The sequence below is a fragment of the Streptomyces sp. NPDC057963 genome (assembly GCF_042887155.1).
Lineage (GTDB): Bacteria > Actinomycetota > Actinomycetes > Streptomycetales > Streptomycetaceae > Streptomyces.
Genome location: NZ_JBHVPX010000004.1, coordinates 164,270 through 190,026 on the forward strand (window position 1 = coordinate 164,270; position 25,757 = coordinate 190,026).

The 25,757-nt window shown below is 71.8% G+C and carries 20 protein-coding genes; 8 read left to right on the forward strand and 12 right to left on the reverse strand.

What is annotated here, in order from left to right; genetic code table 11:
- Positions 1 to 554: 554 nt before the first annotated feature.
- Complete coding sequence (lanL, locus tag ACFVT1_RS11050; RefSeq protein WP_389794228.1) at positions 555 to 3,092, reverse strand: class IV lanthionine synthetase LanL; 2,538 nt, start codon at positions 3,090 to 3,092, stop codon at positions 555 to 557.
- A gap of 2 nt (positions 3,093 to 3,094) precedes the next feature.
- Complete coding sequence (locus ACFVT1_RS11055; protein WP_389794229.1) at positions 3,095 to 3,277, reverse strand: SflA family class IV lanthipeptide; 183 nt, start codon at positions 3,275 to 3,277, stop codon at positions 3,095 to 3,097.
- Between the two features lie 403 nt (positions 3,278 to 3,680).
- Here ACFVT1_RS11055 and ACFVT1_RS11060 point away from each other — a divergent pair, with 403 nt between their 5' ends.
- Entirely contained in the window at positions 3,681 to 4,181 is a 501-nt protein-coding gene (locus tag ACFVT1_RS11060) for a levansucrase (RefSeq protein ID WP_389794230.1), read from the forward strand.
- 27 nt (positions 4,182 to 4,208) lie between these two features.
- On the opposite strand, the gene ACFVT1_RS11065 is transcribed toward ACFVT1_RS11060, so the two are convergent.
- Positions 4,209 to 4,757: a MarR family winged helix-turn-helix transcriptional regulator gene (locus ACFVT1_RS11065; protein ID WP_389794231.1), complete on the reverse strand. Its 549-nt coding sequence runs from the start codon at positions 4,755 to 4,757 to the stop codon at positions 4,209 to 4,211.
- A 39-nt stretch (positions 4,758 to 4,796) separates the two neighbouring features.
- Between ACFVT1_RS11065 and ACFVT1_RS11070 the strand changes: the two genes are divergently transcribed.
- Complete coding sequence (locus tag ACFVT1_RS11070; protein WP_389794232.1) at positions 4,797 to 5,729, forward strand: DMT family transporter; 933 nt, start codon at positions 4,797 to 4,799, stop codon at positions 5,727 to 5,729.
- Here the strand turns inward: ACFVT1_RS11070 and ACFVT1_RS11075 are convergent.
- Both ACFVT1_RS11075 and ACFVT1_RS11080 read right to left on the reverse strand, forming a co-directional pair.
- Positions 5,668 to 8,325: a discoidin domain-containing protein gene (locus ACFVT1_RS11075; protein ID WP_389794233.1), complete on the reverse strand. Its 2,658-nt coding sequence runs from the start codon at positions 8,323 to 8,325 to the stop codon at positions 5,668 to 5,670. The genes ACFVT1_RS11070 and ACFVT1_RS11075 overlap by 62 nt on opposite strands.
- Before the next feature lie 124 nt (positions 8,326 to 8,449).
- Positions 8,450 to 9,547, reverse strand: coding sequence for a threonine synthase (locus ACFVT1_RS11080; protein WP_389794234.1), 1,098 nt, complete (start codon positions 9,545 to 9,547; stop codon positions 8,450 to 8,452).
- A 389-nt stretch (positions 9,548 to 9,936) separates the two neighbouring features.
- On the opposite strand from ACFVT1_RS11080, the gene ACFVT1_RS11085 reads away from it, so the two are divergent.
- From ACFVT1_RS11085 to ACFVT1_RS11105, 5 genes are all read left to right on the forward strand, one after another.
- Complete coding sequence (locus ACFVT1_RS11085) at positions 9,937 to 10,689, forward strand: GntR family transcriptional regulator (RefSeq protein ID WP_389794235.1); 753 nt, start codon at positions 9,937 to 9,939, stop codon at positions 10,687 to 10,689.
- Positions 10,690 to 10,959: 270 nt separating this feature from the next.
- On the forward strand, positions 10,960 to 11,142 hold the full coding sequence (locus ACFVT1_RS11090) for an SPOR domain-containing protein (protein ID WP_389794236.1): 183 nt from the start codon (positions 10,960 to 10,962) through the stop codon (positions 11,140 to 11,142).
- 73 nt (positions 11,143 to 11,215) lie between these two features.
- Positions 11,216 to 11,623, forward strand: coding sequence for a (deoxy)nucleoside triphosphate pyrophosphohydrolase (locus ACFVT1_RS11095; protein WP_389794237.1), 408 nt, complete (start codon positions 11,216 to 11,218; stop codon positions 11,621 to 11,623).
- A 508-nt stretch (positions 11,624 to 12,131) separates the two neighbouring features.
- Positions 12,132 to 12,560, forward strand: a complete 429-nt coding sequence (locus ACFVT1_RS11100) for an ATP-binding protein (RefSeq protein ID WP_389794238.1) — start codon at positions 12,132 to 12,134, stop codon at positions 12,558 to 12,560.
- A 204-nt stretch (positions 12,561 to 12,764) separates the two neighbouring features.
- Positions 12,765 to 15,317: a SpoIIE family protein phosphatase gene (locus ACFVT1_RS11105; protein WP_389794590.1), complete on the forward strand. Its 2,553-nt coding sequence runs from the start codon at positions 12,765 to 12,767 to the stop codon at positions 15,315 to 15,317.
- A 56-nt stretch (positions 15,318 to 15,373) separates the two neighbouring features.
- On the opposite strand, the gene ACFVT1_RS11110 is transcribed toward ACFVT1_RS11105, so the two are convergent.
- The 6 genes from ACFVT1_RS11110 to ACFVT1_RS11135 all read right to left on the reverse strand — a co-directional run bounded on the left by ACFVT1_RS11110 (position 15,374) and on the right by ACFVT1_RS11135 (position 23,225).
- Positions 15,374 to 16,087, reverse strand: a complete 714-nt coding sequence (locus ACFVT1_RS11110) for a PspA/IM30 family protein (protein ID WP_389794239.1) — start codon at positions 16,085 to 16,087, stop codon at positions 15,374 to 15,376.
- Between the two features lie 63 nt (positions 16,088 to 16,150).
- The gene (locus ACFVT1_RS11115) at positions 16,151 to 18,286 is read right to left on the reverse strand and encodes a TPM domain-containing protein (protein WP_389794240.1); all 2,136 of its coding nucleotides are present in this window, start codon (positions 18,284 to 18,286) and stop codon (positions 16,151 to 16,153) included.
- A 445-nt stretch (positions 18,287 to 18,731) separates the two neighbouring features.
- Positions 18,732 to 19,934, reverse strand: coding sequence for a glycoside hydrolase family 1 protein (locus ACFVT1_RS11120; protein WP_389794241.1), 1,203 nt, complete (start codon positions 19,932 to 19,934; stop codon positions 18,732 to 18,734).
- A 137-nt stretch (positions 19,935 to 20,071) separates the two neighbouring features.
- The gene (locus ACFVT1_RS11125; protein WP_389794242.1) at positions 20,072 to 20,980 is read right to left on the reverse strand and encodes a carbohydrate ABC transporter permease; all 909 of its coding nucleotides are present in this window, start codon (positions 20,978 to 20,980) and stop codon (positions 20,072 to 20,074) included.
- Positions 20,977 to 21,969 carry a carbohydrate ABC transporter permease gene (locus tag ACFVT1_RS11130; RefSeq protein WP_389794243.1) on the reverse strand — a complete coding sequence of 331 codons (993 nt, stop codon included), beginning with the start codon at positions 21,967 to 21,969 and terminating at the stop codon, positions 20,977 to 20,979. The genes ACFVT1_RS11125 and ACFVT1_RS11130 overlap by 4 nt, the downstream gene beginning before the upstream one ends.
- Positions 21,970 to 21,974: 5 nt before the next feature.
- On the reverse strand, positions 21,975 to 23,225 hold the full coding sequence (locus ACFVT1_RS11135; protein WP_389794244.1) for a sugar ABC transporter substrate-binding protein: 1,251 nt from the start codon (positions 23,223 to 23,225) through the stop codon (positions 21,975 to 21,977).
- 263 nt (positions 23,226 to 23,488) lie between these two features.
- Here ACFVT1_RS11135 and ACFVT1_RS11140 point away from each other — a divergent pair, with 263 nt between their 5' ends.
- On the forward strand, positions 23,489 to 24,478 hold the full coding sequence (locus tag ACFVT1_RS11140) for an acetylxylan esterase (protein WP_389794245.1): 990 nt from the start codon (positions 23,489 to 23,491) through the stop codon (positions 24,476 to 24,478).
- Positions 24,479 to 24,654: 176 nt separating this feature from the next.
- Here the strand turns inward: ACFVT1_RS11140 and ACFVT1_RS11145 are convergent, their stop codons facing one another.
- Positions 24,655 to 25,710: a LacI family DNA-binding transcriptional regulator gene (locus tag ACFVT1_RS11145; RefSeq protein WP_389794246.1), complete on the reverse strand. Its 1,056-nt coding sequence runs from the start codon at positions 25,708 to 25,710 to the stop codon at positions 24,655 to 24,657.
- Between the last annotated feature and the right edge of the window lie 47 nt (positions 25,711 to 25,757).

Below are 25,757 nucleotides of genomic sequence, written 5' to 3' on the forward strand. Positions count from 1 at the left end.
GGGGTTCGGCGGTGTTGCCCGTTGCCTCTTTCGTTCTCCGTTGTTTCCCGTCCGTTTCTCGGAGTGACCGGGGTCGACCGCGATCGGTACATAGCGATCGAGAATGACAGGATCACGGGCGGGGCCCAGTCGTTCATGAAGTCGCAGCGCTCGTCGATCCAGCGGCGTTGGTCGGCCGGGGCGGAGATGGACCACTGGTCCCGGAGGCGGTCGGGCTGGGTGGAGCGGGCGGCGTAGGTGGCGTCGTGGTGGAAGAGGGCGCCGAGGTAGGAGGCGAGGTTCTCGGCGTCCGCGTGCGTGCCGAACCGGGCCAGGGTGAAGCAGTGCCTCGGCTGGAGTAGCAGACCTCGCTGCCTGGGAGCAGCGAGCGGGCGTCGGGGCGATGGGGGCTCCGCGCAGGGTGTCTTCCGGTACGGGAGCGGCTTCGGCACGTTGGGCTCCGCGCGCGGTGTCTGCCGGCACGGGGCTTCGGTGCGACAGGGGCTCCGGTGCGTGGGCTTCGGGCGTCGCGGGGCCGGTCGTCTGTTGTCGGGCCGCGGCCGCCTCGGGAGCGGTCAGTCGATGAGGCCGAGCCGCCGTCCGCCGCGGTCGTGGAGTCGTCTGAGGAAGGCGAGCACCCCGGCGGAGCCGCCGGCCCAAGTGGCGCTCGATCCGGTCAGTTCGCTGTTGGGGAACGCGGGACGGGACCGGGTGCCGCCGCTGCGGCTCAGGATGATCATGGCGACGGTCTCGGCGGCGTGCCAGAACTCCTCGGAGTCGGACGCCAGTGCGACGTCCACCATCAGGTCGCCGGCTCCCGACAGCCCGCAGCACTGCGTGGCCAGCGGCATGCGTGGTGCCAGTGCGGCGCAGGTGCGTGCGGCCCGTTCCGCGAGGACGAGGTACTCGGGTTCGCCGAGGCGGTCGGCGGCCCGGACGAGTACGGCCCCGATTCCGGCGAGGCCACGGCACCAAGAGCCGTAGCGGCGTGTCGCTCGCGGCTCGGTCGCCGCCGCGATGATGCCCGGTGTGACGGCGGCGAGGCGCGCGCATGCCTCCCCGGACCTGGTGATCGCGGCGGGATCCCCCGTCGCACTGCCGTATTCGAGAAGGAAGTACGCGATACCCGCCTCGCCGTGCGCGAGCCCCTCACGCAGTGCGGCGCCGCCGATCGTGTCGGAGCCCGTGGGCGTCAGCCGGGCGGCGCCGGACGCCCACATCCGGTCGCACGCGGCGGCGATGGCGAGGTGCCGGTCGGCGGCGTGGCGGTTTCCCGCTTCGAGGGCGTGCCGGGCAAGCAGCAGCCGGCCGACGCCGATTCCGGCGGCGCCCTCGATCAGGTCCGCTTCCGGCGGTCCGCCGTCCGGCGTCCGGGGTGGCAGGACGGGGTGGCCGGGCTGCCCGTCCGCCGCTGCCGCACCCGCCTCCGCGAGGAAGAGCTCGACGCCGGTGCGGCCCGAGTAGAAGCCCGGCGACACGCTCCTGGACTGTTCCGCCGTCCACCGCGCCAGCGCATCGACGGTCTCCCGCACCCGGGGCCGGTGCGTATGGCGGAGAAGTTCGAGTCCGAGCCCCGAGCTTCCGCCGTAGACATCGATCGGCGTCGGGACGTTCAGGCGGGCGGCGAGCTCCGGGTCCACGATCCTGCGCGCCTCGTCGACACAGAACGCGGTCGTGTGCTCGATGATCTCCTGGAGCAGGCCGTCGTCGAGGCGGTGTCGCCGAGGCCGCCGAAGTGTTCCGGGTGCGCCGGGCACCCGGGTGCGGAGCCGGTCGGCGCCGGCGGTTCGCACGGCCGCGTCGAAGCTCATCAGGCTGGTGATCGACGACCGGATCTCCCGGTGGGCATCGCCGGGCAGCGCCCACGCCAGGCCGTCGAGGGTCCGATCCCGGTTCACCCCGGCGTCGGCGTCGACGATCACCGGGTCCAGGCCGGTGGCGGCGAAGAACAGGGTCGCGCCCAGCGCGTAGTAGTCGTCGGCGGGTGCGGCCGGTCCGGATGCGCGCAGAACCGGCGCGCTGTAGCCGGGGGTCGCTCCCCTCGGCCCGGCGCCGTCCAGCTCGCTGATGCCGAAGTCGATCACGTGGCACCGGCCCGTGCCGTCGAGGACCACGTTGTTGGGCTTGAGATCGCGGACGACCACGCCTCGGCCGTGGATCTCGTCCACTATGCGCAGGAGCCGGGTGGCGAGAGAGGACAGAGCGCGCGACGGCCGGGCGTCGTCGTCCCGGTAGGGACCGTTCTCCTGCACATCCCGACGCAGGTCCCGATCGCCGCAACTGCTCATCACCAGGTACTCGTCCACGTGATGCCGGAAGTAGTCCAGCCCGCGGGGCACACCTGCGACGGAGTCGAGTGCGGCCAGGATCGTGCGTTCATTGCGCAGCCGGTCCCGGGTGTCCGCACCGGACTCGTCCTCGGCCACGAAGGCCCTCGCCTGCTTGACCACCACGGACCGTCCGCAGGACCGGTCGACCGCGCGGTAGACGTTCCCCTGCGGTTTGCGCACGATGCCGGCGGTGACCGCGTAGCGTCCGCCGCCGAAACCGGGCGACGGCGGCCCGGTGACGCGCCGGGGTTCGGTCGCGAAGGGGTCCTCGGCCCAGGGCGGGCATCGGTACGAACCGCCGGCCAGTCCGTCGAAGATCCGGCCGTCCGGTCCCGTCATGACCGACTCCAGCCGCCCGCTCCGGCCGGTCCGGTAGTCGCCCGTGAAGGGCCCGTAGCGGTAGTAGACGGGGGAGTGCGGATCGACCCGCCGGTCACTGACGACCTGCGGACCTTCCCGGCCGCGCAGCGCGGCGACGAGCTCCCCGGCGATCTCGACGACGGCGGCGGGCAGGGGATAGACCGTGACCGCCTTCCCGACGGCGCCCGCGCTCGGCACCCCGGAATTGATGGCGCGCAGCGTCTCCGGGTCCTTGGCGAACTTCACGTGGCATACATGCCGTTGAAGCACCGTCAGGACGAGAGCGGTCACGTCCTCCAGATCGCCGGGGCGAGCCGATACGTGCAGTTTCCAGCCGTGGTCCACCGCCGGCATCCGCGGATCGTTCAGGTACGACCAGGTGTCGTCGGACCATCCGCTGCGGCCGGCGGTGGACTCGGCCACCGCTACGCGTTCATCTCGCAGGAGAAGCGGGTGGTGGCGGTGACCCAGGGATCGGAGAGACACGCCGTGTGCTCGCGGTCGCTGCGGTCGTCGTCCTCGAACACGATCGCCTCGTCATCGAGTTCCAGCGGTCCCGCGTCGCGGTATTCGTCGACCTTCGGGAGTTCCAGCATGGCTACGGGCATGTGACGCCTCCGTGTCTCGTCGAGCATTCGCTTATGGCGGCAGGCCTGCCGGTCAGACCGGCAGGCCCGCTGAGTCAAGGTTCTGGTCCACGAAGGTAGGCAGAATCGATCCGGGTGACAAGGGGTCGGATGGCGCCGTCTCCGGCCGCCGGTCACGGGGTGCCGGTACCGCGGAAGGGCTGCCTCGCCGCCGGTGCCCGAAGCGGTCGCGGCCGGGAGCATCGTCACCTGGCACGAGTGCGTCCGGGGCGACGGCACGACGACGGTCCCGGAGGTGGGGGAGCCGTGCCGGGCCCTCGGCTCTCCCCCGCCTCCGGGGGAGCCGTGCCGGGCTCCGCGCGGCTGCGGAACCGGGTCGCCCCGCAACTTTGTGAACCCGGGCGGCCCGTGGACAATCGCGGCCATGAGCGAAGATTCGATACGGAACTACCTGGCCTCGGTCGAGAGCCGACTGGCGGCGGACGGCTGCGCCCCGCGTTGGGAGGACTGGGCCGGAGTTCCGGTCCTCGTCGGGCGGCGGGCCGACTTCCGGATGCGGTGGGCGGCCACCAATCTGCATCTGTTCACCGTGGCCGCCGCCGTGCCCGAGGTCACCGTGCCGGTGATCGACACGTTCACCACTCAAGTGCTCGCGTACGCCAAGAAGAACAAGGGCGGCCTGCCCGTCGGGATGCAGACCGGTGTGGCGTCCTTCCCCGTGCTGGTCAGTGACCGGATCGATCCGGCCGCCATGGCGTGGGCCGAGGAGAAGCAGCGCAACCAGTTCGCCTGCTTCGCGCGGCCGGTCGTCGTCGACAGTGCGCAGGGCTACGTGGGCATGTACCGGGGGAAGCCGGCCCTGGGGCGGGCCTACGCCTCCCACCTGATCGAGAAGGGGGCCCGCTACTTCCAGCCGCAGGGCTGAGCCGCCGGGTTCAGGGGGGCCGGCCGGTCATCCGGCGGCGCGCGGCGGTTCGACGCGGCCGAGCCACGTGGTCAGGAGCGCCTCCAGTCGCGCCGCCTCCTCCGGCGACAGGGCGTCGAGGAGGTGGCGTTCGTTGCGCATGTGCTCGACGAAGGCCCGGTCGATCAGTTCCCGTCCCGCGGGGGTGAGTGCGACCACCCGGCCCCGGCCGTCGCCGGCCGAGCGGCGGCGGGTGACGAGGCCGTCTCGTTCCAGACGGTCGATCCGCTTGGTCATCGCCCCCGTGGTGACCATGGTGTGCGACGCCAGCTCCCCGGGGGCCCGTTCGAACGGCTCACCCGCGCGGCGCAGCGCCGCCAGCACATCGAACTCGCCCTCGCTCAGGCCGAACCGCCGGTAGACCACACAGAGCTGCTCCGTGAGCATTCCGGCCAGGCGGTGGAGCCGGCCGATCACCCCCATAGGACTCACGTCGACATCCGGTCGTTCCCGGGCCCACACGGCCTGGATGCGGGCGATGTGGTCGAGCGGTGAGGGAACGGGCGCAGGGGTGGGCCCGGTGGTGTCGGGGTGCATGGGTTCACTTTAGCTTCCGTGGAAGGAATAATGGCTTCCATGGAAGCTACTTTGCGATGGGTCCTGATCACGGCGATCGCACCCGTTGCCTGGGGCACGAACTACTTCGTCACCCACGCGTATCTGCCCGCCGACCACCCCCTGTATGGGGCCGCGATCAGGGCCCTGCCCGCCGGGCTGCTGCTCCTGGCCGTACGCCGGGAACGGCCGCGCGGCCCCTGGTGGTGGAAGTCCCTGGTCCTCGGCGCCCTCAACATGGGCGGGTTCTTCGCCCTCGTCTACGTAGCCGCTCAGCTGCTCCCGACCAGCACCGCCTCGACGGTCATGGCGGCCTCGCCGATGGTGATGATGCTGATCGCCTGGGCGCTGCTCGCCGAGCGCCCGCGCCTGCTGCCGCTGGCCGGTGCCGCCGTCGGGCTCGGCGGGGTGTGTCTCATGCTGCTCACCGGGACGGCGGCGGTCGAGGTGCGCGGCGTGCTCGCCTCGGTCGCCGCGATGCTCATGTCGTCCCTCGGCTACGTCCTGGCCAAGCGGTGGGGCGCCGAGGTCGACGTGCTCGCCTCGACCGCCTGGCAACTGATCGCGGGAGGGCTTCTGCTGCTGCCCCTCGCCGTCCTCGTGGAGGGCGCGCCGCCCGCACTCGACGGACCGGCCGTCCTCGGGTTCGGCTACGTCACCGTGGTGGCGACCGCGCTCGCCTTCGCCGCCTGGTTCGCGGGCCTGCGCCACCTGCCCGCCGCCACGGTCGGCCTGGTCGGCCTGCTCAACCCGGTGACGGGCGTACTGCTCGGCACCGCCATCGCCGGTGAATCGCTCACCCTCAGGCAGCTCTGCGGGCTGGCCCTCGTCCTGGCCGGAATCCTCCTCGGACGGCCGGTGGCCGGGCGGCGGGTGCGCGGTGCGCCCGCGATCAAGGCTGCGCGACCCTCAATTCCCGTACGCCCACCGGCTTGTGAGCGTCCTCCGAAGTGACCGTCAGGCGCACCCGCCGCGCCACCGCCCCCGACCGGTACGGCTGCCAGTCCGTGCCGTTCACCGATGTCTCCAGGCGGTACGAGGAGAAGCGGGCGTCCGTCCACTCCGGCTCGATCGAGGTCACCGGGGCCGCGCGCCCCAGGTCCACCGTCAGCGCGCCCGTCGCGCCGTCCGGGGACCAGGCCGTGGCCGCGCTGCCGTCCACGGCGGCGGCCGCGTACAGGCCGGGGGTCTCGGAGGTCGCCGTCACCGGGCGGCAGCGGGCGGCGTTCGTCGTCAGGGCGAGGTCGGGGCGGCGGGTGGCGAGGGCGAGTGCGCCGGTGAGGAGGCGCGGGCCGGTGGGGGTGTGGACGGTGAACGGGGCACCGGAGGTCAACCGGACCGTCGTCGTCAGGGGGCCGATCGCGAGGTCGAACGTACGGCCCCGGTAGCGCAGTCCCGTCAGCGTGACGCCGTCGCCCAGCTGCGGCGGCAGCAGCGGATCGAGGCGCACCCCGTCCTCCCGCAGCCGAAGGCCCGTCAGACCGTGCGTGAACACCTGGAGGAATCCGCCCTTCCCGGTGAGGAAGTCCTGGGCGGGGGAGCCCGACAACGGGTCCTGCGCGCCCGCTTTCGCCCCCCGGGCCTCACTGAACAGGGCGTACGGGCCGCGCATGAACGGGCGCACGGCCCGCTGGAGATAGGTGTACGTGGCGCAGCCGGCCTCCCCGATCGCGGCCGCGTCGATCGCATGGACCGAGTCCGTCATCGCCGGGCCGTCCGGATCGGTGTGTTCGGCGTAGTAGTCGAGCGTGGCCGCCCTGGCGCCCGGCTCCATCGGCCATTCGAGCGGGTAGATCAGCAGCACCGCGTCGGCCTGTTTGATCGTCGAGCCGTTGTAGCCCGCGTACTGGAGGAAGAGTTTCCGCTTCGGGTCGTACGGGATGCGCAGACCGTCCGCGACCCGTGTCCACGCGGCCGGTGCCGGACGGCCGAGCAGTTGTGCGGCCCGGGTGGCGTTGCGCAGGGCGGTGGCCGCCACCGCGTTGGTGAAGACCCCGTCGGTGACGCCGTTGCTGTACTCGTCGGGGCCCGCGACGTCCTTCACCGAGTAGCTGCCGTCGCCGTTCGCGGTCGCCCGCGAGACCCAGAAGTCGGCGATCCCCCGGAGCAGCGGCCACCCGCGCCCGGCCAGCCACGCGCGGTCCCCGCTCGCCAGGTAGTACTGCCAGACGGCCAGTGACACATCGCCCTGGAGGTGGTTCTGGGTGAGGCAGTGCGGCGGGTTCCAGCTCTGGCACTCGGACCGCAGGTCGCCCTTGCTCGCGCTCGTCCATGGGTAGAACAGGCCCCGGAACCCCAGCTTCTGGGCGTTGGCGCGGGCGGCGCCGCGCGTGCGGTAGCGGTACTCGACGACCGAACGGGCCAGCTCCGGGCGGGTGACGAGCAGCCCCGGGTACATCCAGATCTCGGCGTCCCAGAACACCAGGCCCGCGTAGTTGTCGCTGGTCAGCCCGGTCGGGGCGATGCTGTCGCGGGACCCGGTCCGGGTGGAGGCGAGCAGGCCGTACTGCGCCGACCGCAGCCACTTCTGCAGCTCGGGACTGCCCGGTACGGAGATGTCGGCCGCCCAGGCCCGCCGCCAGGCGGCGGCGTTCGCGGCGAGGACTCCGGACCAGCCGCGCCGGGCCGCGCGCCGGGACGCCTCACGGGCGGTGGTGCGCGGGGCGGACGAGGTGAGCGCGGTGTCGACTCCGACGTACTTCTCGAAGGTGTACGTGCGCCCGGCCCGTACCTGGGGTGCGGTGCGCAGGTGGGGCGCGGTGCGGGCCGGGCGTGCGGCGCGTGGCCGGTCCGTGCCGGGGGCCGGTTCCGGTCCGCCGGTGCGCAGTGTCTGGACGATCGCTCCCGCCGTCCCGGTGCCCCGCGTGCGGAATGTTCCGTCGGCGTTCAGCGTGATCCGGCGTGCGCCCCGGGGGTCGAGGCGGCCGGTGACGGTCGCCGTTCCGTTCCAGTGCGGTGTCATGCGCAGTCGTACGGCGCCGGTGTGCACATCGGACCGGTCGGTGAGCACCTCGTACACCAGGTCGGTCGCGTGCCCGGCGGCCGTGGTCCAGCGCAGTGACGTGCGTACCAGGCCGCAGCGCAGGAACACCGTCTGACGGTAGTGCGAGATCCGGCCCGGGGGCGTGCCGGAGCCGAAGGTCTCCTTGCCGACGCGTACGTCCAGGGTCGTCCAGCTCGGCAGTGCGGCGATCACCTCGCGGCCGTCGGCGAGGTCCTTGTCGCGGCCGAACAGGCCGGAGACGAAGGCGCCGTCGTAGCGCGGGGTGAACAGCGGCCAGCCGGTCTTCCCGCCCGGCGCGGCGTATCCGGCGCCGGTGGCGGGCACGCGGTGGGCCAGATATCCGTTTCCGGTATAGGCGGCGTATCCGCCGGCCCCGCCGAACCGGGTGGAGGTCGGCGCCCAGGCGGGGTCGGTGTCCCGGCCGCAGGAGGTGGACGTGGGCGGGCGGGGAGCGGCCGCGTAGGAGAGGGACGGCAGCGGCGCGATCAGGGCGCCCGCCACCAGGGACGTCAGGGACGTGAGGAGACAGACGCGCGAGAGGCTCACCGTACGAAGGTATGGAGGTGCGCACCGAGCGGCGGTGTACGGCGCGCGGCGCCCGGGTGAACGGCCGGCGGGCCGGTCGGCCGTTCACCGGCCCGCTTCCGGTCGGCCCGCTTCCGGTCGGCCCTCAGCCGGCGAGGCCCGTTTTGAGGCCCGCGCCGCAGAGGGGGACGACGACGCTCCGGTCCGTCCAGCCGCCGACCGCGGCCCAGCAGGCGACGCCCGTCGTCTCCACGTAGAACCCGCGGGCGGCCAGGTCCAGCTGTGCCGTGCGGATCTGATCCTCGGTCACCGTGAGGAAGGTGCCGCCCGATTCCCGTACCGCGGCCAGGACGGCTCGGGCGCGCGGCGGGCGGGGGATGGCGATGCCCTCGGCGAGAGTGGGGGCGGCGGAACCGGCCGGGGCGTCGAGCAGTTCGTCCGCGTCCGCGCGGAAGGCGGCGGCCAGCGGTGACACGGCCTCGGCCTGTACGGCGATCAGTGCCGGGCGCCGGTCGATCAGCCCCTGGGCGTGGAGCTCGGCGGTGGCCAGGGCCGCGCCGAGAAGAAGGGTGCCGTTGCCGACCGGTACGGCGATGGCCTCCGGGAGCCGGCCGCCGAGGTCCTCCCACATCTCGTACACGTAGGTCTTCGTGCCGTGAAGGAAGTACGGGTTGTAGACGTGCGAGGCGTAGAAGGTGCCGGGGGTGTCGGCGGCGGTCCGGGCGGCCAGCGCGGTGGCCTCGCGGTCGCCGGGGACGATCTCCAGGCGGGCGCCGTGGGCCCGGATCTGCTCGGTCTTCTTCGGCGACGTGCCCTCGGGGACGTAGACCGTGCAGGGGAGCGAGGCCCGGGCGCAGTACGCGGCGACGGCCGTGCCCGCGTTGCCGCTGCTGTCCGCGACGACGCGCTCCGGCGAGAGGCGGCGGGCCAGTTCGGCGAGCATCACGGCGCCGCGGTCCTTGAAGGAGAGCGTCGGCATCAGGAAGTCGAGCTTGGCCGACACCGTGCCGGTGAGCGGGACGAGCGGGGTGCGGCCCTCGCCGAGCGTGGTCGCGGGCGCGGCGAGCGGCAGCACCTCTTCGTAGCGCCACAGCGAATTCACCCGGCCGGGCAGGGCGTTGAGCGAGAGCGGCCCGGCGATCTCGAAGTCGAGGTCCCAGGGGCCGCGGCAGACCGGGCAGCACCAGGTGAGGGCGGTGGTTCGGGCACGGGTGCCGTCCCGCGGACAGAGATACATGGCCATGCCCGTCAGCATGTCAGGCGTGTGGTGGCCGAGTGGCGATGGCAGAGCACGTCACAACGTTCCCTTGTGGGAATCATATGAAACGGCCAATCTTTCGCCGTCGTCCGTGTCTCCGCCGAGCCCCGGCCGCAGTGCGGCAGGCCCGTCAGGTGGAGGGGGAGCGCCGGTCCGGAGCGAAGAGGCAAGGGGGCAAAGGGTGCGAGGAGGTGGGGAGGCGAGGGAGCGGGAGGGCTCGGGGAGGAGGGGCGCGGCCCTCGCGTCGGTCGGCCGCGGGCCATGCGTGGGGTCATGACGAATCATCACTTCGAGTGAAACTGTGGCCTGTACTTGCGGACAACAACCGACGGTTGTCAGGCTGTTGCAGACTGTCAACCTGTTGGGAGTGGCCTGTGGCTTTCGGTGAGCAGCCCGCCTATCTGCGTGTTGCAAGCGATCTGAGAGAGAAGATCGTCAACGGTTCGCTGCCGCCGCGTACGCGCCTGCCCTCGCAGGCGCGCATTCGCGAGGAGTACGGAGTCTCGGACACCGTCGCGCTGGAGGCGCGCAAGGTGCTGATGGCCGAGGGCCTGGTCGAGGGGCGTTCCGGATCCGGTACGTATGTGCGCGAGCGCCCGGTCCCGCGCCGGATCGCCCGCTCCGGCTACCGGTCCGGGGCCGGGGCCAGTCCGTTCCGTCAGGAGCAGACGGCGGAGGGGGTGCGCGGAACGTGGGAGTCCCGCAGTGAGCAGGAGGATGCGAGCGGCGAGATCGCCGAGCGCCTCGGCATCGAACCGGGCGACCGGGTGATGCGTACGAGATACACCTTCCGGGAGGCCGGGGAGCCGATGATGCTCTCCACTTCCTGGGAGCCGCTCGCCGTGACGGGGCGTACACCGGTGATGCTGCCGGAGGAGGGGCCGCTGGGCGGCTGCGGGGTGGTCGAGCGGATGGCCGCGATCGACATCGTCGTGGACAACGTGGCCGAGCAGGTCGGTGCGCGCCCGGGGCTGGCGGAGGAGCTCCTGGCGCTCGGTGGCGTTCCGGGGCATGTGGTGATGGTGATCGAGCGTACGTACTACGCGTCGGGTCGCGCGGTCGAGACGGCGGACGTGGTGGTGCCGGCCGATCGCTTCCGGATCGCCTACCACCTTCCGGTCCGGTGACCGGCACGCGGGGAGCACCGCCCGGTCGGGTGCCATGACGGACGGGTCTTCGTCGACTGTCATGGCTTGTCATGTCCCGCTCCTAAGGGGGCGCATCCAGTTGGGTGCGCCCCCTTTTTCGTGGCCGGATCGGTATCTCTTTGTGTAATTACGTATCCGTTGAGTAAAGGTCAGGCGTAGGGTCCGGCATATGCGTACTGCGGTTTCCTGGGGATCCTTAGAGACGTGCACGCCGTTCGAGGGAGGGGCGCAATGCTGGGGAGGGGCGCAATGACCGACAGTGGTGCCGAGCTCCCGTGGCTGGTGATAAGAGAGGACGACAACGGCAATCGCTACCGCGTCGGCAGGTATGCCACGCAGAGCGAGGCCCAGAAGATCGCCGACAAGCTCGATGCCCATGGCCACAAGCAGCTCTACTGGGTGGAGCGCATCGGGCAGCGCGCCCGGCCGTAGGGCACTTGTACGGCGTCCGCGGGGCTCGTACGGCGTCCGCGGGGGAGTGGCCCGGGGAGTTACGCTCCGGCTCATGAATGATCGCGTGGTGGTGGTGGCCGGAGCCGTCTACGACGGGGGCCGCCTGCTGGCCGCCCGCCGCAGCGCCCCGCCCGAGCTGGCCGGCCGGTGGGAGCTGCCGGGCGGGAAGCTGGAGCCGGGGGAGAGCGGCGAGCAAGCGCTCGTGCGGGAACTCCGTGAGGAACTCGGTGTGGAGACGGAGCCGCTGGAGCGCATCCCGGGTGAGTGGCCGCTGAAGCCCGGGTACGTGCTCCGGGTGTGGGCGGCCCGTCTGGTGTCCGGGGTGCCCGCGCCGCTCCAGGACCATGACGAGCTGCGCTGGATCGGGCCCGGCGAGAGCGGCACGGTCGACTGGCTGGATCAGGACCTGCCCGCGGTCGCGGAGGCGATGCGCCGCCTGCCGGACGGCGTGCCCCGCTGAGCCGAGGCGGGCCGGTCTGGCGGCGGTCCGCCCTGTCGACGGGCGTCGGGTGGAGCCTGCGGGTCCGTGCGTCTGCGGGGCCGTGTGCCCGCCGGTCCGTGTGCCTGTCGGTCCGTGCGTCTGCGCATCCGTGCGCCTGTCGGTCCGTGCGTCTGCCAGTCCGTGCGCCTGTCGGAGGGCGCCTTGTTCGGCGGGGGAGTCCGCTGGTCCGTGTCCCTGCCGACGGGCGTCTGTCGGCTGCCGGGCCGCATCTCCCGTCGGCCGAAGCCTGCCGGTCCGTGTTCCCGCCGACGGCGCGCCCCTGCGGTGCCGAGCTCCGCCGGTGTGGGTTTCTGCGGCGCGCACCCGTGGCCTCGTGCGCCCCTCTCCGTGTGTGCAACTGTTCGTGCGCGCGGCCATACACCCGTACGCCCCACGTGTCGATCGCGGCGGTAGTTCGTCCTGAATATCGGGTATGTGCTGATTAACCCCCGTAAAACAGGACGTCCTCCGTTGCTGGTCTTGGGAAGTGGTCGGCGTGATCGACGGCGAAGGCGACTGCGCCGAGTGGACCTTTCCGGCTGTGCCTGGCGCGGTGCGCTCCGCGCGGCACGCCGTCCATGAGGCGCTGCGCGGCTGGGGGCTGGACGACGCCGTGGGGGAGGTGGCGGTTCTGCTGGTCAGCGAGCTGGTCACCAATTCCATGCAGTACACATCGGGCCCCATCGGAGTACGGTTGCAACGCCCTCATCCCAACGGTGACGGCCCCGCCGCCCACCCCGGGCTGCTCGTGGAAGTCTCCGATCCGCTTCCGGATCCGCCCACCGAACGTATGGCGGGACCCGACGACGAGGGCGGCAGAGGGCTGCAGCTGGTGGCCTGTTCCGCGCGCCGCTGGGGGACGAGGCGCGGAAAGACCGGCAAGGCGGTGTGGTTCGAGCTGGCTCTGCCTGGTTAGGAGTGGGGTGGGACGCACAGCGATCACCGAGGTCGGACCATGGGCCGGGCGGAACCTGGCCGAAAGGGACTGAGACCGTGCTGTGATCGTGAACGCCGTGTCGGTAGGGGCCGTAGTGCTGAATACTGCGGGCAGGACCGGTCCGGTGTGTGAGCTGGAGGGGACGGTCGCGTGAGCGAAATACCTGGGACAGCGGGCGACATCGTGTGGCAGAGCAGCCCGCCTGGCTCGATCTACGACTACATCAGGGTCGCCTCCTTCTCGATCGGCCCCGATGGCCTGATCGAGCAGTGGAGCCGCCGGGCCGCCGGCCTCTTCGGCATTGCCGCGGACAAAGCGGTGGGCCTGGATCCGGTCGAGGCATTCATGCCCGCCGAACTGCGCACGGACGGCCGGCGCCGTATCGGCGAGATCCTCGACGGCAGGGAATGGACGGGCCTCGTCCCCTTCCGGATACCGGGCGACGACCCGGTGCACGGACTCGCCGAGATCTATGTGATGCCGAGTGAGACGGAGACCGGGGAACGGGCCGCGCTCTGCATCGTCGTGGACGTCCGCGCGCTGCGCCGCATCGAGACGGACCTCGCCGCATCACAGGCGATATTCGGTCAATCTCCCTTCGGTTTCGTGCTGTTCGGCACGGACCTCACGGTCATCCGCGCCAACCAGCGCTTCGCCACCGTCTTCGGCGGCCTGGCCGCGGACCACCGCGGTCGCACGGTCGACGACTACCTCTCCCGCCCCGAGGCGGACCGGCTCACCGCCACCCTGGAACGCGTCCTGGAGACCGGCGCGTCCGTCACCGACCTCCAGCTCGTCGGCACCGCGCCGGGTGACACCGAGAGCCGCCACTGGTCGATGAACCTGTACCGCGTGCACAGCGGATCGGGCCGCCCCATCGGCATCGCCGGACTGGCCACCGATGTGACCCGACGGCACATCGCCGCCCGCGAGGCCGCCAGCGCCCGCCGCAACCTCGCGCTGCTCAACGAGGCCAGTGCGCGGATCGGCAACTCCCTGGACCTGGAGACCACCGCCCGCGAACTCCTCGACGTCGCCGTGCCCGGCTTCTGCGACCTCGCCTCCGTCGACCTCTACCAGGGGCTGCTCACCGGAGACGAGGCGCCGCCCGGCCGCTGGGACTCGCTCCGCCAGGAGTCCGTCGGCGGCTCCGCCGAACTGCGCCGCGTCGCCCTCGCCAGCGCGGTGTCGGACGCCCTGCCCGCCACCGACCTCGACGCACCCGACACGGGCAGCGGCCCGCCCGCGCTCGGCGCCGTACACCGCTTCTCGTACAGCTCGCCCTGCGCCATCGCCCTGCGCACCGGTCATGTCGAGGACGTGCCCGGCGACGACCTGGGCTTCGTCCAGTCGACGCTCGCCGTACCGATGGTCGCCCACGACACGGTGGTCGGCCTCGTCCAGTTCTCCCGTACCAAGGGCAGCGAACCCTTCGGCGAGCGGGACCGCGCACTGGCCACCGAACTCGCCGCCCGAGCCGCGGTCTGCATCGACAACGCCCGCCTCTACCGGCGCGAGCACGAGCGCGCGCTGATCCTCCAGCGCAGCCTGCTGCCGCCCGGCGACCCCGTCGCCGCCGGTCTCGACATCGCCTGCCGCTACCTTCCCGGCAACACGGCCACCGAAGTGGGCGGCGACTGGTTCGACGTGATCGAACTCCCCGGCCACCGCACCGCCCTCGTCGTCGGCGACGTCATGGGCCGCGGACTGCGTGCCGCCGTGGCCATGGGCGAACTGCGTACCGCCGTGCGGACCCTGGCCCTGCTGGACCTGGAACCCGCCGAGGTGCTCTCCGCGCTCGATGAGGTCGCGCGAGGGCTCGGCACGCCCGGCGGCGGCACCTCCTCTTCCTCCGGCGGCGGCGCCCAGTGGCCCTCGCGGGCCGCCCACAGGTCCCGTGAGGCAGACCTCTCCGAGGTGTACCTGGCGACCTGCGTGTACGCGGTCTACGACCCGGTCACCCGGCGGTGCACCTTCGCCAACGCCGGCCATCTCCCTCCGGCCGCGGTCCAGCCCGGCGAACCGGCCATGCTGCTCGACGTCCCGCCCGGGATGCCGCTCGGCGTCGGGGGCGAGCCCTTCGAGGAGGTCGAGGTTGAACTGAAGGAGGGCGCCCTGCTCGCCCTCTACACGGACGGCCTCGTCGAGTCCCGCGACCATCCGCTCGACGAAGGGCTGCACGCCCTGCGCGGCGCGCTCGTCGCACCGGAACGGCCGCTCGAAGACGTCTGCGACCACGTGCTGACCACCCTCGACACCCGGCACGGCGAGGACGACATCGCCCTCCTCATGGCCCGCATCCGGGGGCTGCCGGTGGACGCCGTCGGGGACTGGCGGCTGCCCCGCGAACCCCGCTCCGTGGGCCGCGCGCGCGAACTGGCCCGTGATCAGCTGATCGCCTGGGAGCTCGACGAACTGGTGGACACCACCGAGCTGCTCGTCAGCGAACTGGTCACCAACGCCCTGCGGTACGGGGAGGGCGAGATCCGGCTCAGGCTGCTGCGCGACCGTACGCTCGTCTGCGAGGTGTGGGACGCGGGCCTCGTCCAGCCGCGGCGGCGGCGGGCGCGCGACACCGACGAGGGCGGGCGCGGGTTGCAGCTCGTCGGGCTGCTGAGTGTGGCCTGGGGGTCCAGGCGGACACCGCGTGGCAAGACGGTCTGGTTCGAACTGGCGCTGCCCGACGGGGAGCCGGTCGCCGAGCGCACGGTCGAGCAGTTGATGAGCATGTTCTGAAGCAGTCGCTGAGCATGTTCTGAAAGGGAGGGCTCGGGAGGCCGGCGGGGGCGAGGTCACGAGGCCGTCTTCAGGGCGGCGAGCCGGGCCTCGACCTCCGCGCTGTCGCCCAGGCCGTCCAACTGCTCGAACTGGGCGTCCAGGGACGACGCGGCGAGCTCCTGCCGGCCCAGCGCCCTCGCCTCCTCACGCCGCACCTTGTCCTCGAAACGGCTGAGCTCACTGGTCGGGTCGAGGACGTCGATGCTCTTGACGGAGTCCGTCATCGGGTTCTGCGCCTGGGCGGACTTGGCGCGGGCGACGAGCTCGTCACGCCTGGACTTCAGCTCCGTCAGCTTGGACTTCATCCGGTCCAGGCCGGACTTGAGCTGGTCCACCACCTCGGTCTGCGAGGCGATGGCCGGCTCCGCGGTCTTCGCCTCCTTCTCCGACTGGAGCTGGCGCCCGAGCGCGACCTTGGCCAGATGGTCGAACGTGTCGGCCTCCACACCCGCGCCGCCCGCCCGCAGCTCGTCGGCCTTGCGGCTGGCGGCGAGCGCCTTGTCGCCCCACTCCCCGGCTGCGTCGACATCCTCCCGGTGGTCCTGTTCCATCAGGCGCAGATTGCCGATGGTCGCGGCGACGGCCTGCTCGGCCTCCGAGATGTTGGCCGTGTAGTCGCGGATCAGCTGGTCCAGCATCTTCTGCGGATCCTCCGCCTGATCCAGCAGCGCGTTGATGTTGGCCTTCGCCAGCTGGGTGACACGGCCGAGGACGGTCTGCTTGGTCATGGCGCCTCTCCTGTGGGTGGATGCGTACGTGTGAAGCCCTGGGCCCGGGGCCGTGCCGTCGGCTCAGAAGCGGCCGCCGCCGCCCCGCCGGCCGCGCGTGCCCCCGCCGCCGAAGCTGCCGGGCCCGCCGCCCCCGCCGAAGCCTCCTCCGTGGCCCCCGCCGAACCCGCCCGGGTGGCCCCCGCCGCGGCCGCCTCCACCACCCAGGAGACCGCCGAGGATGATCCCGCCGAGCACCGCGCCGCCGACCCCGCCGCCCCCTCCCCGCCCACCGCCCGGACCACCAGGACCGCCGTACGACCGCACGTCCTGCTCGGCCAGGCTCCGGGCCTGCCCGGCCAGGGCGTCCGCCTGCTGGGCCTCGGCCAGCGCCCCCTGGGGATCGCCGCTCCCGGCCAGTTCGCCGGAACGGCCGAGCCGCCGCTGGGCCTCGGCGAGGCGGGTCCGGGCCTGGCTGCCCACGGCGCCGCGGTGGGTGGTGATGTAGTCGGCGGCGGCGGCGATCGCCGAGCGCGCGGTGAGCGACGCCTGGTCGAGGAGGGAGCGGGCCCGCCGAGCGCCCTGCTCCTGTTCGCGGGCGCCGGCCAGCGCCGCGTCGAGCGCCGCGTCCGCCTCCTCCACCCTGCGCAGGGCGTCGATGGGATCGTACGGACCGGCCCGCATCTGCTCCCGCACACCACCGAGCACCGACTCCGCACGGGCGATCCGGCCCCGCAGATCCGCCGTCGGCACACCTTCCCCGGTGCCTTCGAGCAGCCCGCCCGCCTCGGCCAGGTCGGTGTCCGTCTCGGCGAGGGCGGCGGGCAGCCTGCCCGCCGCCTCGGCGAGTTCCCGGCTCCGCCGGTCCACGGCGTCGACGAGGGTGGCCACCTGGTCGACCGCGCCTTCGGCGGCCCGTACGTACACCGCCGCCGCCGCGTTGTTCCCGCTGTCCACGGACTGCCGGGCGCGATTGAGACCGGACGTGGCGAAGACGAGCCGGTCCTTGGCCTGTTCGACGGCGTCGCCGACCGGCGTGGAGGCCGACTCCGCGTACCGGTCGCGCATCGCGCTCAGAGTGGCGTCGGCGGCGGAGACGCGGCCGGTCAGGGCGCGGAACGCGGTCTCGGCCGCGGCCAGGGCCTGCGGAGCGTCGCGTTCCAGGGCACGCAGCCGGTCGAAGTCCTCGGACACGGCGTCGAGGCGGGCGTTGGCGTCCGTGCAGCGGCTGATGATCTCGTCCAGCATCCGGCGCCGCGTCGCATCGTCCTCGGGAAAGGCGTCGTCCAGCTGCTGGCGCAACCGGAACGCGGCTGTCAGCTCGCCCTTGGCACGGGCGACGGCCGCGGCGAACGGAGCCGCGGCCTCTTCCCCGAACTGGGCGGTGGCGAAGCCCAGTTCCTCCTCGCTGGTGCGGACCGCGTCATCGGTGCCCACCAGCGTCTCCTTCGTCCGGGCATCGAGCTCCGGCAACGGGACCGGCGGCCGGGGCGGTCCGCCCGGTCCGGCGGAGCCCGGACCCCAGCCGGTCGCACCGGGCGTGGTGCGGGTCGTGGCCCGCCTCCTGCGCCGGGTGTACGCGTAACCGGCGGCCGCGGCGGCCGCGGCGAGGACGGCCACCGGCAGGATCAGGTCGTCGGCACCCGTCCCGCCGGAACTCCCGGTTCCGGGATCGGGGGCGCCGGGGGTGAGGGTCGGGGTGGGCACGGCCCTGCCCGCCAGTACGGCGGAGTATCCGTTCGCGGCGCCGATTGCCGCGCCGGCCCAGTCGTACTTCCTGAGCGCGGGCTCGACGGCCGTGGTCGCCACGTCCCGGAGCTGGGCGCCGGTGAGGCGCGAGCCCTGCTCGACGGTGTAGGCGTACTGCCGGACGTGGGTGGCGACGGCGAGCAGGACGTCGTCGCCCCTGAGACCGTTCCGGTCGGCCGTCGCATCGGCCCAGCTCTGCGCGGAGCGGCCGGAGAAGTCCCGCACGTACACCACGAAGAGCTGGACGCGGCGGTCGTCGTACAGGCGGTCGAGTGCCGCCGCGACCTGGTCCCTGCGGTCTCCGAGCGCCCCCACCCGATCGGTGATCTGCCCGTCCCGGGACAGGGTGACGGGATCGTCGGCGCGAGCGGTCAGCGCGGCGGGGAGGGCCAGCCAGCACACCGCCAGCAGCACGGTGAGAAGGGCCCGGCCCGGTATCGGAATCCGGGTACGGCTCGCGAGCGGTGTCACCTTTGTGAGGCTATGTGCACCCTTGGTCACCCGCGACCCGGCGACCGGGCACGGGAACCGGGGCCGGAGGCCGGGGGCGCCCTTCACGCTGCGCCGGTACGCCTCGGCACTCAGGGGGGACGGACACGCGCCGACGCGGATGAAGCGCATGGCCCCGGCCGTACGGAATTGGGCGGCCCAGTTCCGTTGGAGAGCCGCTCGGAGAGCGGTTGAGAAGCCCTTCGAGAGCGCGGTGGCGGAGACCTGGCCTCTGCGCCCGCGCCGGCCCAGTCCCGATGACCGTGGATCCCGTGGTCGAGCACCCGCGTGGGCGCCGCACCTGGGCGGGGCTGGACAGGGGCGGCGTCCACGCGGGCAGAGCTGTACGGGAACCGGCGTCCGTCAGGTGCCGCCGGTTCCCGTACGGGCGGGAGCGGTCAGGTCGCTCCCGGTCGGGGGGCCGACGTCAGTCGGCGATGCGCGGCAGCGCGCGCGTGCGGCCCATCTCGCCCAGCCAGACGGCGGACGGCTTGGGCAGGCGCTCGAAGGTCTCCGGGTCCCAGCCGATCAGACCGAAGGTCGGCTTGTAGGAGCCCCACTCGTAGTTGTCGAGCGCGCTCCAGGCCAGGTAGCCCTGGATGTTCAGGCCGTCCTGGATCGCGGCCGCGACCTCGTTCAGCGCGCCGGTGTAGTAGTCGATCCGGCGGCTGTCGACATCGGTCGCGATGCCGTTCTCGGTCACGATCAGCGGCACGTCGTTGCCGAGGACCTCGGCGGTGTGGCGCAGCGCGTAGCCGACCGCGGAGGGGTAGTACTCCCACTGCGTGAGGGTGCGCTCGACGCCGTCGGCCGTGGGGATCGGGCCTTCGGGGCCGATCTTGGTCCGGGTGTAGGACTGCACACCGATCCAGTCGTCACCGCGGGCGGCCTCGATGAAGACGTCCTCGCGGGGGTGGCGGTAGGCCGCGGTGACCTCCTCGGCGCCGGGCAGGGCCTGGTAGACCTGGTTGGCGATGGTCCAGCCGACCTGGATGTCGGCGTTGATCGCACGGACCTCCTCGACGGCGGCGTGGTGTGCGGCGATGACGGCCTGGGTCGTCTCGTCGTCGGGGGTCGGCAGACCGGCGGGCGGGAAGCTGTTGTCGCCGCGCTTGGCCTGGCCGGCCATCACGGCGATCATGTTCGGCTCATTGATCGTGCAGACGTGGCTGACGCCCTCGGCGATCACCGGTGCGCAGGCCGCGACGTAGCGGGCGAAGAGCTCGGTCGCGCCGTCGGCGGTCCAGCCACCGCGCGCCTCGAACCACTGCGGCACGGTGAAGTGGTGCAGCGTGATCATGGGGCGCAGGCCGCGCTCGACGGCGCCGTCGACCATGCGGCGGTAGTGGGCGAGCTCGGCGCGGGAGAAGCGGCCCTCGGCCGGCTCGATGCGCGCCCACTCGATGGAGAACCGGTAGTCGGTGAAGCCGAGACCGGCCAGCGTGTCCATGTCCTCGTGCCAGCGGTGGTAGCTGTCGCAGGCGTCCAGGCTGGGCTCCTGGATGTGGGTGCCCGCGGCGTGCTCCTTGACCCACCAGTCGCTGTTGGTGTTGTTGCCCTCGATCTGGTGGGCGGCCGTGGAGGCGCCCCACAGGAAGCCTTCGGGGAACGGGACCTGGGTGTGAGTCATCGCAAACTGTCCTTCTGGTGCGTGAAAGGGGTGTGGCCGGCGGGGTGCGGGGTGCGGCCTCGTACGTTTCGGTGGGCGGCCTGGGCGGCCTGGGCGGCCTGGGCGGCCTGGGCGGTCCGGCCCGCCCGGGGCGGCGGCTACTTCATGCCGGCCGTCGCGATGCCCTGGGTGAAGTGCCGCTGGAGCGCGATGAAGACGACCAGGACCGGCAGCACGATCAGCAGGGAGCCGGCCATCAGCATGCCGTTGGAGCCGCCCGACTTGTTGGGGTCGGTGGCGAAGGTGGCCAGGGCGACCGGCAGGGTGTACTTGTCGGGGTCGTTGGTCGCGATGAGCGGCCAGACGAAGTTGTTCCAGGAGCCCAGGAACGTGAAGATCGAGAGCGTCGCCAGGGCGGGCTTCACCAGCGGCATCACGATCCGCCAGAAGATGTACCACTCACCGGCGCCGTCCATCCGGGCCGCTTCCAGCAGCTCGTCCGGGATCGACTGCATGAACTGCCGCATCAGGAAGACGCCGAAGGCTCCGGCGGCGAACGGCAGCACCAGACCCGCGTACGAGTCGATCAGGTGGAGCTTGCTCATCAGCACGAAGAGCGGCAGCAGCATCAGGTTGCCGGGCACCATCAGGGCGCCGAGAACCAGGCCGAAGATCTTGTTGCGCCCAGCGAAGTTCAGCTTGGCCAGGGCGTACCCGAGCATCGAGCAGAACACCAGGTTCGAGACGGTGACCAGCACCGCCACGATCACCGAGTTCATGAAGTACAGCGGCAGATCGAGCTTGTCGAGCAGGTCCCGGAAGTTGTCCAGCGTCCATTCGGTCGGGATCCACACCGGCGGGCTCGCGGTCAGCTCCTGCGACGTCTTGAACGCCGAGAGGGCCATCCACAGGAACGGCGCCGACATGATCAGCAGGCCGAGGGAGAGCAGGACGTAGACGAGGACGCGCTTCGGGTTGCGGGCCTTCTTCGCGCCCGGCTCGGGCGCGTCCTGGGGCTTCTTCGCCGGCGCCGTCGAGACGGCGCCGGGTGCACGGGTGGCGCTCATTTCGTGTTGTCCTTCAGCAGTCGGAGCTGCAGCACCGTGATGCCCATGATCACTACGAAGAGGACATACGCCATGGCACTCGCATAGCCCATGTGGAAGAAGTTGAAGCCCTCGCGGTACATGTTCAGCGAGACGGTGAGCGTGGAGTCCGAGGGGCCGCCCTGGGTCATCACGAACGGCTCCTCGAAGACATTGAGGTAACCGATGGTGGTGATCACCGTGGCGTAGAGCAGCGTGGGCCGCAGCAGGGGCACCGTGATGCCCTTGAACTCCTGCCAGACACCGGCGCCGTCCAGCCTTGCGGCTTCCCGTACTTCGGTGGGAATGGCCTGCAGGCCGGCGATGAAGAGCACCATGACCGTGCCGAGGTTGCGCCAGACCGCCATCGCGATCATCGAGGGCATGGCGAGCGTCTCGGAGCCCAGGAAGTCGGGCGAGGTGAGGCCCACTTCGGAGAAGAGCCCCGCGATGAGCCCGTCGCTCGGATCGAGCACGAACCGCCAGACCACGGCGACCGCGACGATGGTCGTGACCACCGGGGCGTAGAAGCCGACGCGGAAGAAGGTCCGCGCCCGGTCGATGCCGTTGTTCAGCAGGACGGCGACGGCCAGCCCGAGGAAGATCGTCAGCGGGACGCCGATCACCACGAAGTACGCCGTGTTGAACAGCGACTTGAGGAACTTGTCGTCGCTGAAGAGATGGACGTAGTTCTCGAAGCCGATGAAGTTCGCGTCCAGCGGGTGCGTGACGTTGCGCAGCCCGAAGTCGGTGAAACTCATCACCAGCGTCGCGAGGATCGGGAACGCCATGAAGACGAGGAAGAGGACGAGGAAGGGAGTGGAGAACAGCCAGCCGGCCAGGTTCTGCACGCCCATCGACGGCCTCTTGCCACCCCGGCGGCCTGCGGGCCCGGTGGCCGGGGACTCGGCGGTCCCCGGCCCGGCCTGCACCTTGGCCGACTCCGCGGCCTTTGCGGTCATGGTGCGCATGACTCCTACTTCACGAGGCCTTCGATTTCGGACTGGGCCGTCTTGAGCGCGTCCTCGGCGGACGCCTTGCCCTGGGTGACCTTGGCGACGGCCTGGTCGACCTTGTCGGTGATCTCGGTCCAGTTGGACAGCGACGGGGAGGACTTGGCGGTGTCCATCTGCTTCTTGAAGACCTGGAGGTCGGCGTCGTCGGCGAGGTCGCCGGAGGTCCAGGCGGAGGTGTTGGCCGGCAGGTCCTTGGTGCGCTTGTACCAGTCGGCCTGACCCTTGGTGTCCGTCAGGTACTTGACGAACTCGGTGGCCGCCGCCTTGTGCTTGCTGTCCTTGGAGACGACCAGGGAGGAACCGCCGGCCATGGAGACGGAGGACTTGTCGGCGGGCACGTTGGCCACCGCCCACTTGCCCTTGAGCTGCGGCTGGCCCTCGTTCAGCAGGGTGACGTGCCAGGGGCCGCCGAAGAACATCGGGACGCGGCCGTTGCCGAAGTCCTTCACCACGTCGTAGCCGGGCTGCACGGACTTGTTGGAGAGCCCCTTGTCGAAGTACGAGCCGTACTCCTTGAGGGCCTTGACGGCCTCCGGGCTGTCGATGACGACCTTGCCCTTGTCGTCGACGATCTCACCGCCGGCCGAGTACAGGAAGGAGTAGAAGTTCTGCACCGTGTCCAGGCCGCTCGGCTGGATGGACAGGCCCCACTTGGTTCCGGCCTTCTTCTGGTAGGCCGAGGCGAGGTCCTGCATCTCCTTCCAGTCGGTCGGAGCCTTGGTGATGCCCGCCTTCTCCGCCAGGTCGGTGCGGTAGTAGAGGACGCGGGTGTCGACGTACCACGGCACGCCGTACGCCTGGCCGTCCACCTCGCCCTGCTTCCAGCCGGACGGGAAGAAGTCCTTCTCGTCGAACGTCTTCGTGTCGACCGGCTCCAGCACGCCGAGCTCGGCGAACTCGCCCATGTAGCTGCCGCCCATCTGCGCCACGTCCGGCAGGGTGCCGGCGGCGGCCGCGGAGACCAGCTTCTGGTGGGCGACGTCCCAGCCGACCGGGGTCACCTTCACGGTCACGTTCGGGTTGGCCCTGGTGTACTCCTTGGCCACATCCGCGAGCTTCTCGCCCTCGGCCCCCATGGCCCAGACGGTGATCGTCTGCTTCTTGTCCGCGGCGACGTCGTCGCCACCGGAACTGCCGCACGCGGTGACACCGAAGGTGAGTGCGGCTGCGGCTGCGATGCCGACCGAAACGTTTCTGGCGGTGCGGGGCATGGAGGGCTCCTCCTTGAGCAATCCGAATGTATGCGCTGCCTGTAAGCGCATACATCACTCTGCGGCAGGGGTTCGGGAATCCGCAAGAGGGTGCTTGGTCACACTCGTGCAACGTGCTGGACATCTGAATGTTCAACTTGGCACGGTAAGCGCCTTGTTTGTGAAATTGGAAATGGTGTGACCTATTTCGCGTGGTTGGTCCGCGTGCTCGCCGGTCCGCACCGGCACGGGTGGGGCGGGGAGGGGGCGATATTGTCGTGATCATGGCTTCCTTTGCGCATGACTTCCCCTTCGATCCGGCCTACGGGCACACGCTCGACGACCTGCTGCGCATCCCCGCTCCCGCAGCCCCGGACGACTTCGACGCCTTCTGGCGGGCCCGGTACGAGGAGGCCCGCGAGGTCGCCACGGAGCCGGAGCTCGGCCCGCTGGAGGAGGAGCGCGACGGTGTGCGGATCCACGGGGTGACCTTCACCTCGGTGGGCGGGGTCCGGCTCGGGGGCTGGGTCGCGCTGCCCGCCGAGGGGGCCGCGGAGTACGGATTCGTCATCGGGCACGGCTACGGCGGCCGGCAGGAGCCCGGCCCCGACGTGCCGCTGCCGTTGCCCCGGGCGGCGGCGATCCTGCCGTGCGTACGCGGCATGGGCGCGCGCGGCCTGCGGGACGGCATCCCGGACGTGTCCGACGCCCATGTGCTGCACGGCATCGAGTCGCGCGACACCTACGTCATCGGCGACTGCGTGGCGGACCTGTGGTGTGCGGCGTCGGCGCTGCACGAACTGCTGCCGGAGACGGCGCCCGGGGACGGCAGGCCGCGGCTCGGCTACCTCGGGGAGAGCTTCGGCGGCGGACTCGGCGCGCTGGCCCTGCCCTGGGACGACCGGTTCGGGGCCGGGCAGCTGACGGTGCCGACCTTCGGCAACCATCCGCTGCGGCTCACCCTGCCGTGCGCGGGGAGCGGGGCGGTGGTGCAGGGCTACCACCGGGAGCACCCGGAGGTCGCGGAGGTGCTGCGGTACTTCGACGCCGCCACGGCCGCGACCCGGCTGGAGCTTCCCGTGCTGGTGGCCGCGGCGCTCTTCGACCCCTCGGTGCCGCCGCCGGGGCAGTTCGCCGTGCACAACGCGCTGGCGGGGGAGCGCGAGCTCCAGGTGCTGAGTGCGGGGCACTTCGTGTACGAGGGGCTGACGGCGGAGACGGAGGAGCTGCGGGCGGCCCGTCGGCGGTTCTTCGGGGCGTGGCTCAAGCGGTGAGCCGGGCCGGCGGTGGGCCGGGCTCTGACGGGCCGGTGCCGTGCCCGGCGGCGGCTGCGTCCTGACGCGTCGGCCGAGGATGCCGGGCACCCGCGCCGGTGCCGGGCGACGGGGTGTCCCGCGCCCGGCCGGTCGCGGGACGGTGGACCGGCCCTGGCCGCGTGCCGCAGCCCTCGTCAGCCGCAGCCGCAGCTCGCTCGGTGGATCAGGGAGACCGGCAGCATCAGCGATACCGGGTCGCGCGCGCTGTCGCCCAGGCGCTGCACCAGCAACTCGACTGCCTGCTCGCCGAGTTGGCGGATCGGCTGGCGTACGGTCGTCAGCGACGGCCGTACGATCCGGCTCAGCGGAATCCCGTCGAAGCCGGTCACCGCGATGTCCTCGGGCACCCGCACCCCGCGCCGCTCCAGTGCGCGCAGCGCGCCCACGGCCATCTGGTCATTGGCGAACAGCACGCCCTCCGGCCATGCGGGCTCCCGGTCGAGCAGCGCCTCCGCGGCCCGCGCCCCCTCGGCCTGCGTCATCATCGAGGCCCGCAGGTCCGGCTCGTCCGGCACCGGCAGTCCGGCGTCGCGGCACGCCTGCTGGAAGCCGAGGAACCGCGCCTCGGCGTCCGGTGAGTCGACCTCGCCCCCGACGAACGCGAGCCTGCGCAGCCCGTGGTCCTCGATCAGGTGGCGGGCCAGCTCCCGCTCCCCGTCGGCGTTCGCGACGACGATGTGGTCGAGATGGTCGATCTCGCGCGGTCCGGCGAGCATCACCACCGGCAGCCGTCGCGATATCACGTCGAGGTCCTCGGTCGGCACGGTCTGCGCCAGTACCGCGAAGCCGTCGACCCGCCCCGCGACCTTCGCGACGAGGCTCTCCGGCCCGCCCTCCAACGAGGCGGCGATCAGCAGCGCGTAACCGTGCCGGCGCGCCGCCCGTTCCATGCCGCGGATGATCTGGTCGGAGTAGAGCATCACCGCGTCGTCGGCGTCGCTGTCCGCCTCCGCGTCGGCCTCGGCGTCCGGGTCGGCGTAGTCGGGGAAGCACAGGCCGAGCACGCCGGTGGTCCGGCTGGCCAGGCCCCGGGCGTTCCCGCTGGGTACGTAACCGAGCCGGCGGGCGGCTTCGAGGACCCGCTCGCGGGTCTGGGCGCGTACCGAATCGGGGGTGCGGTAGACCCGCGAGACCGTGGCAATGGAGACGCCCGACCGCTCGGCGACGTCGTACACCGTTGGGGCGCTCACTCGACCGACCGTCCGCTTCTTCTTCTGTACCGAAGCACCTGCTGTTG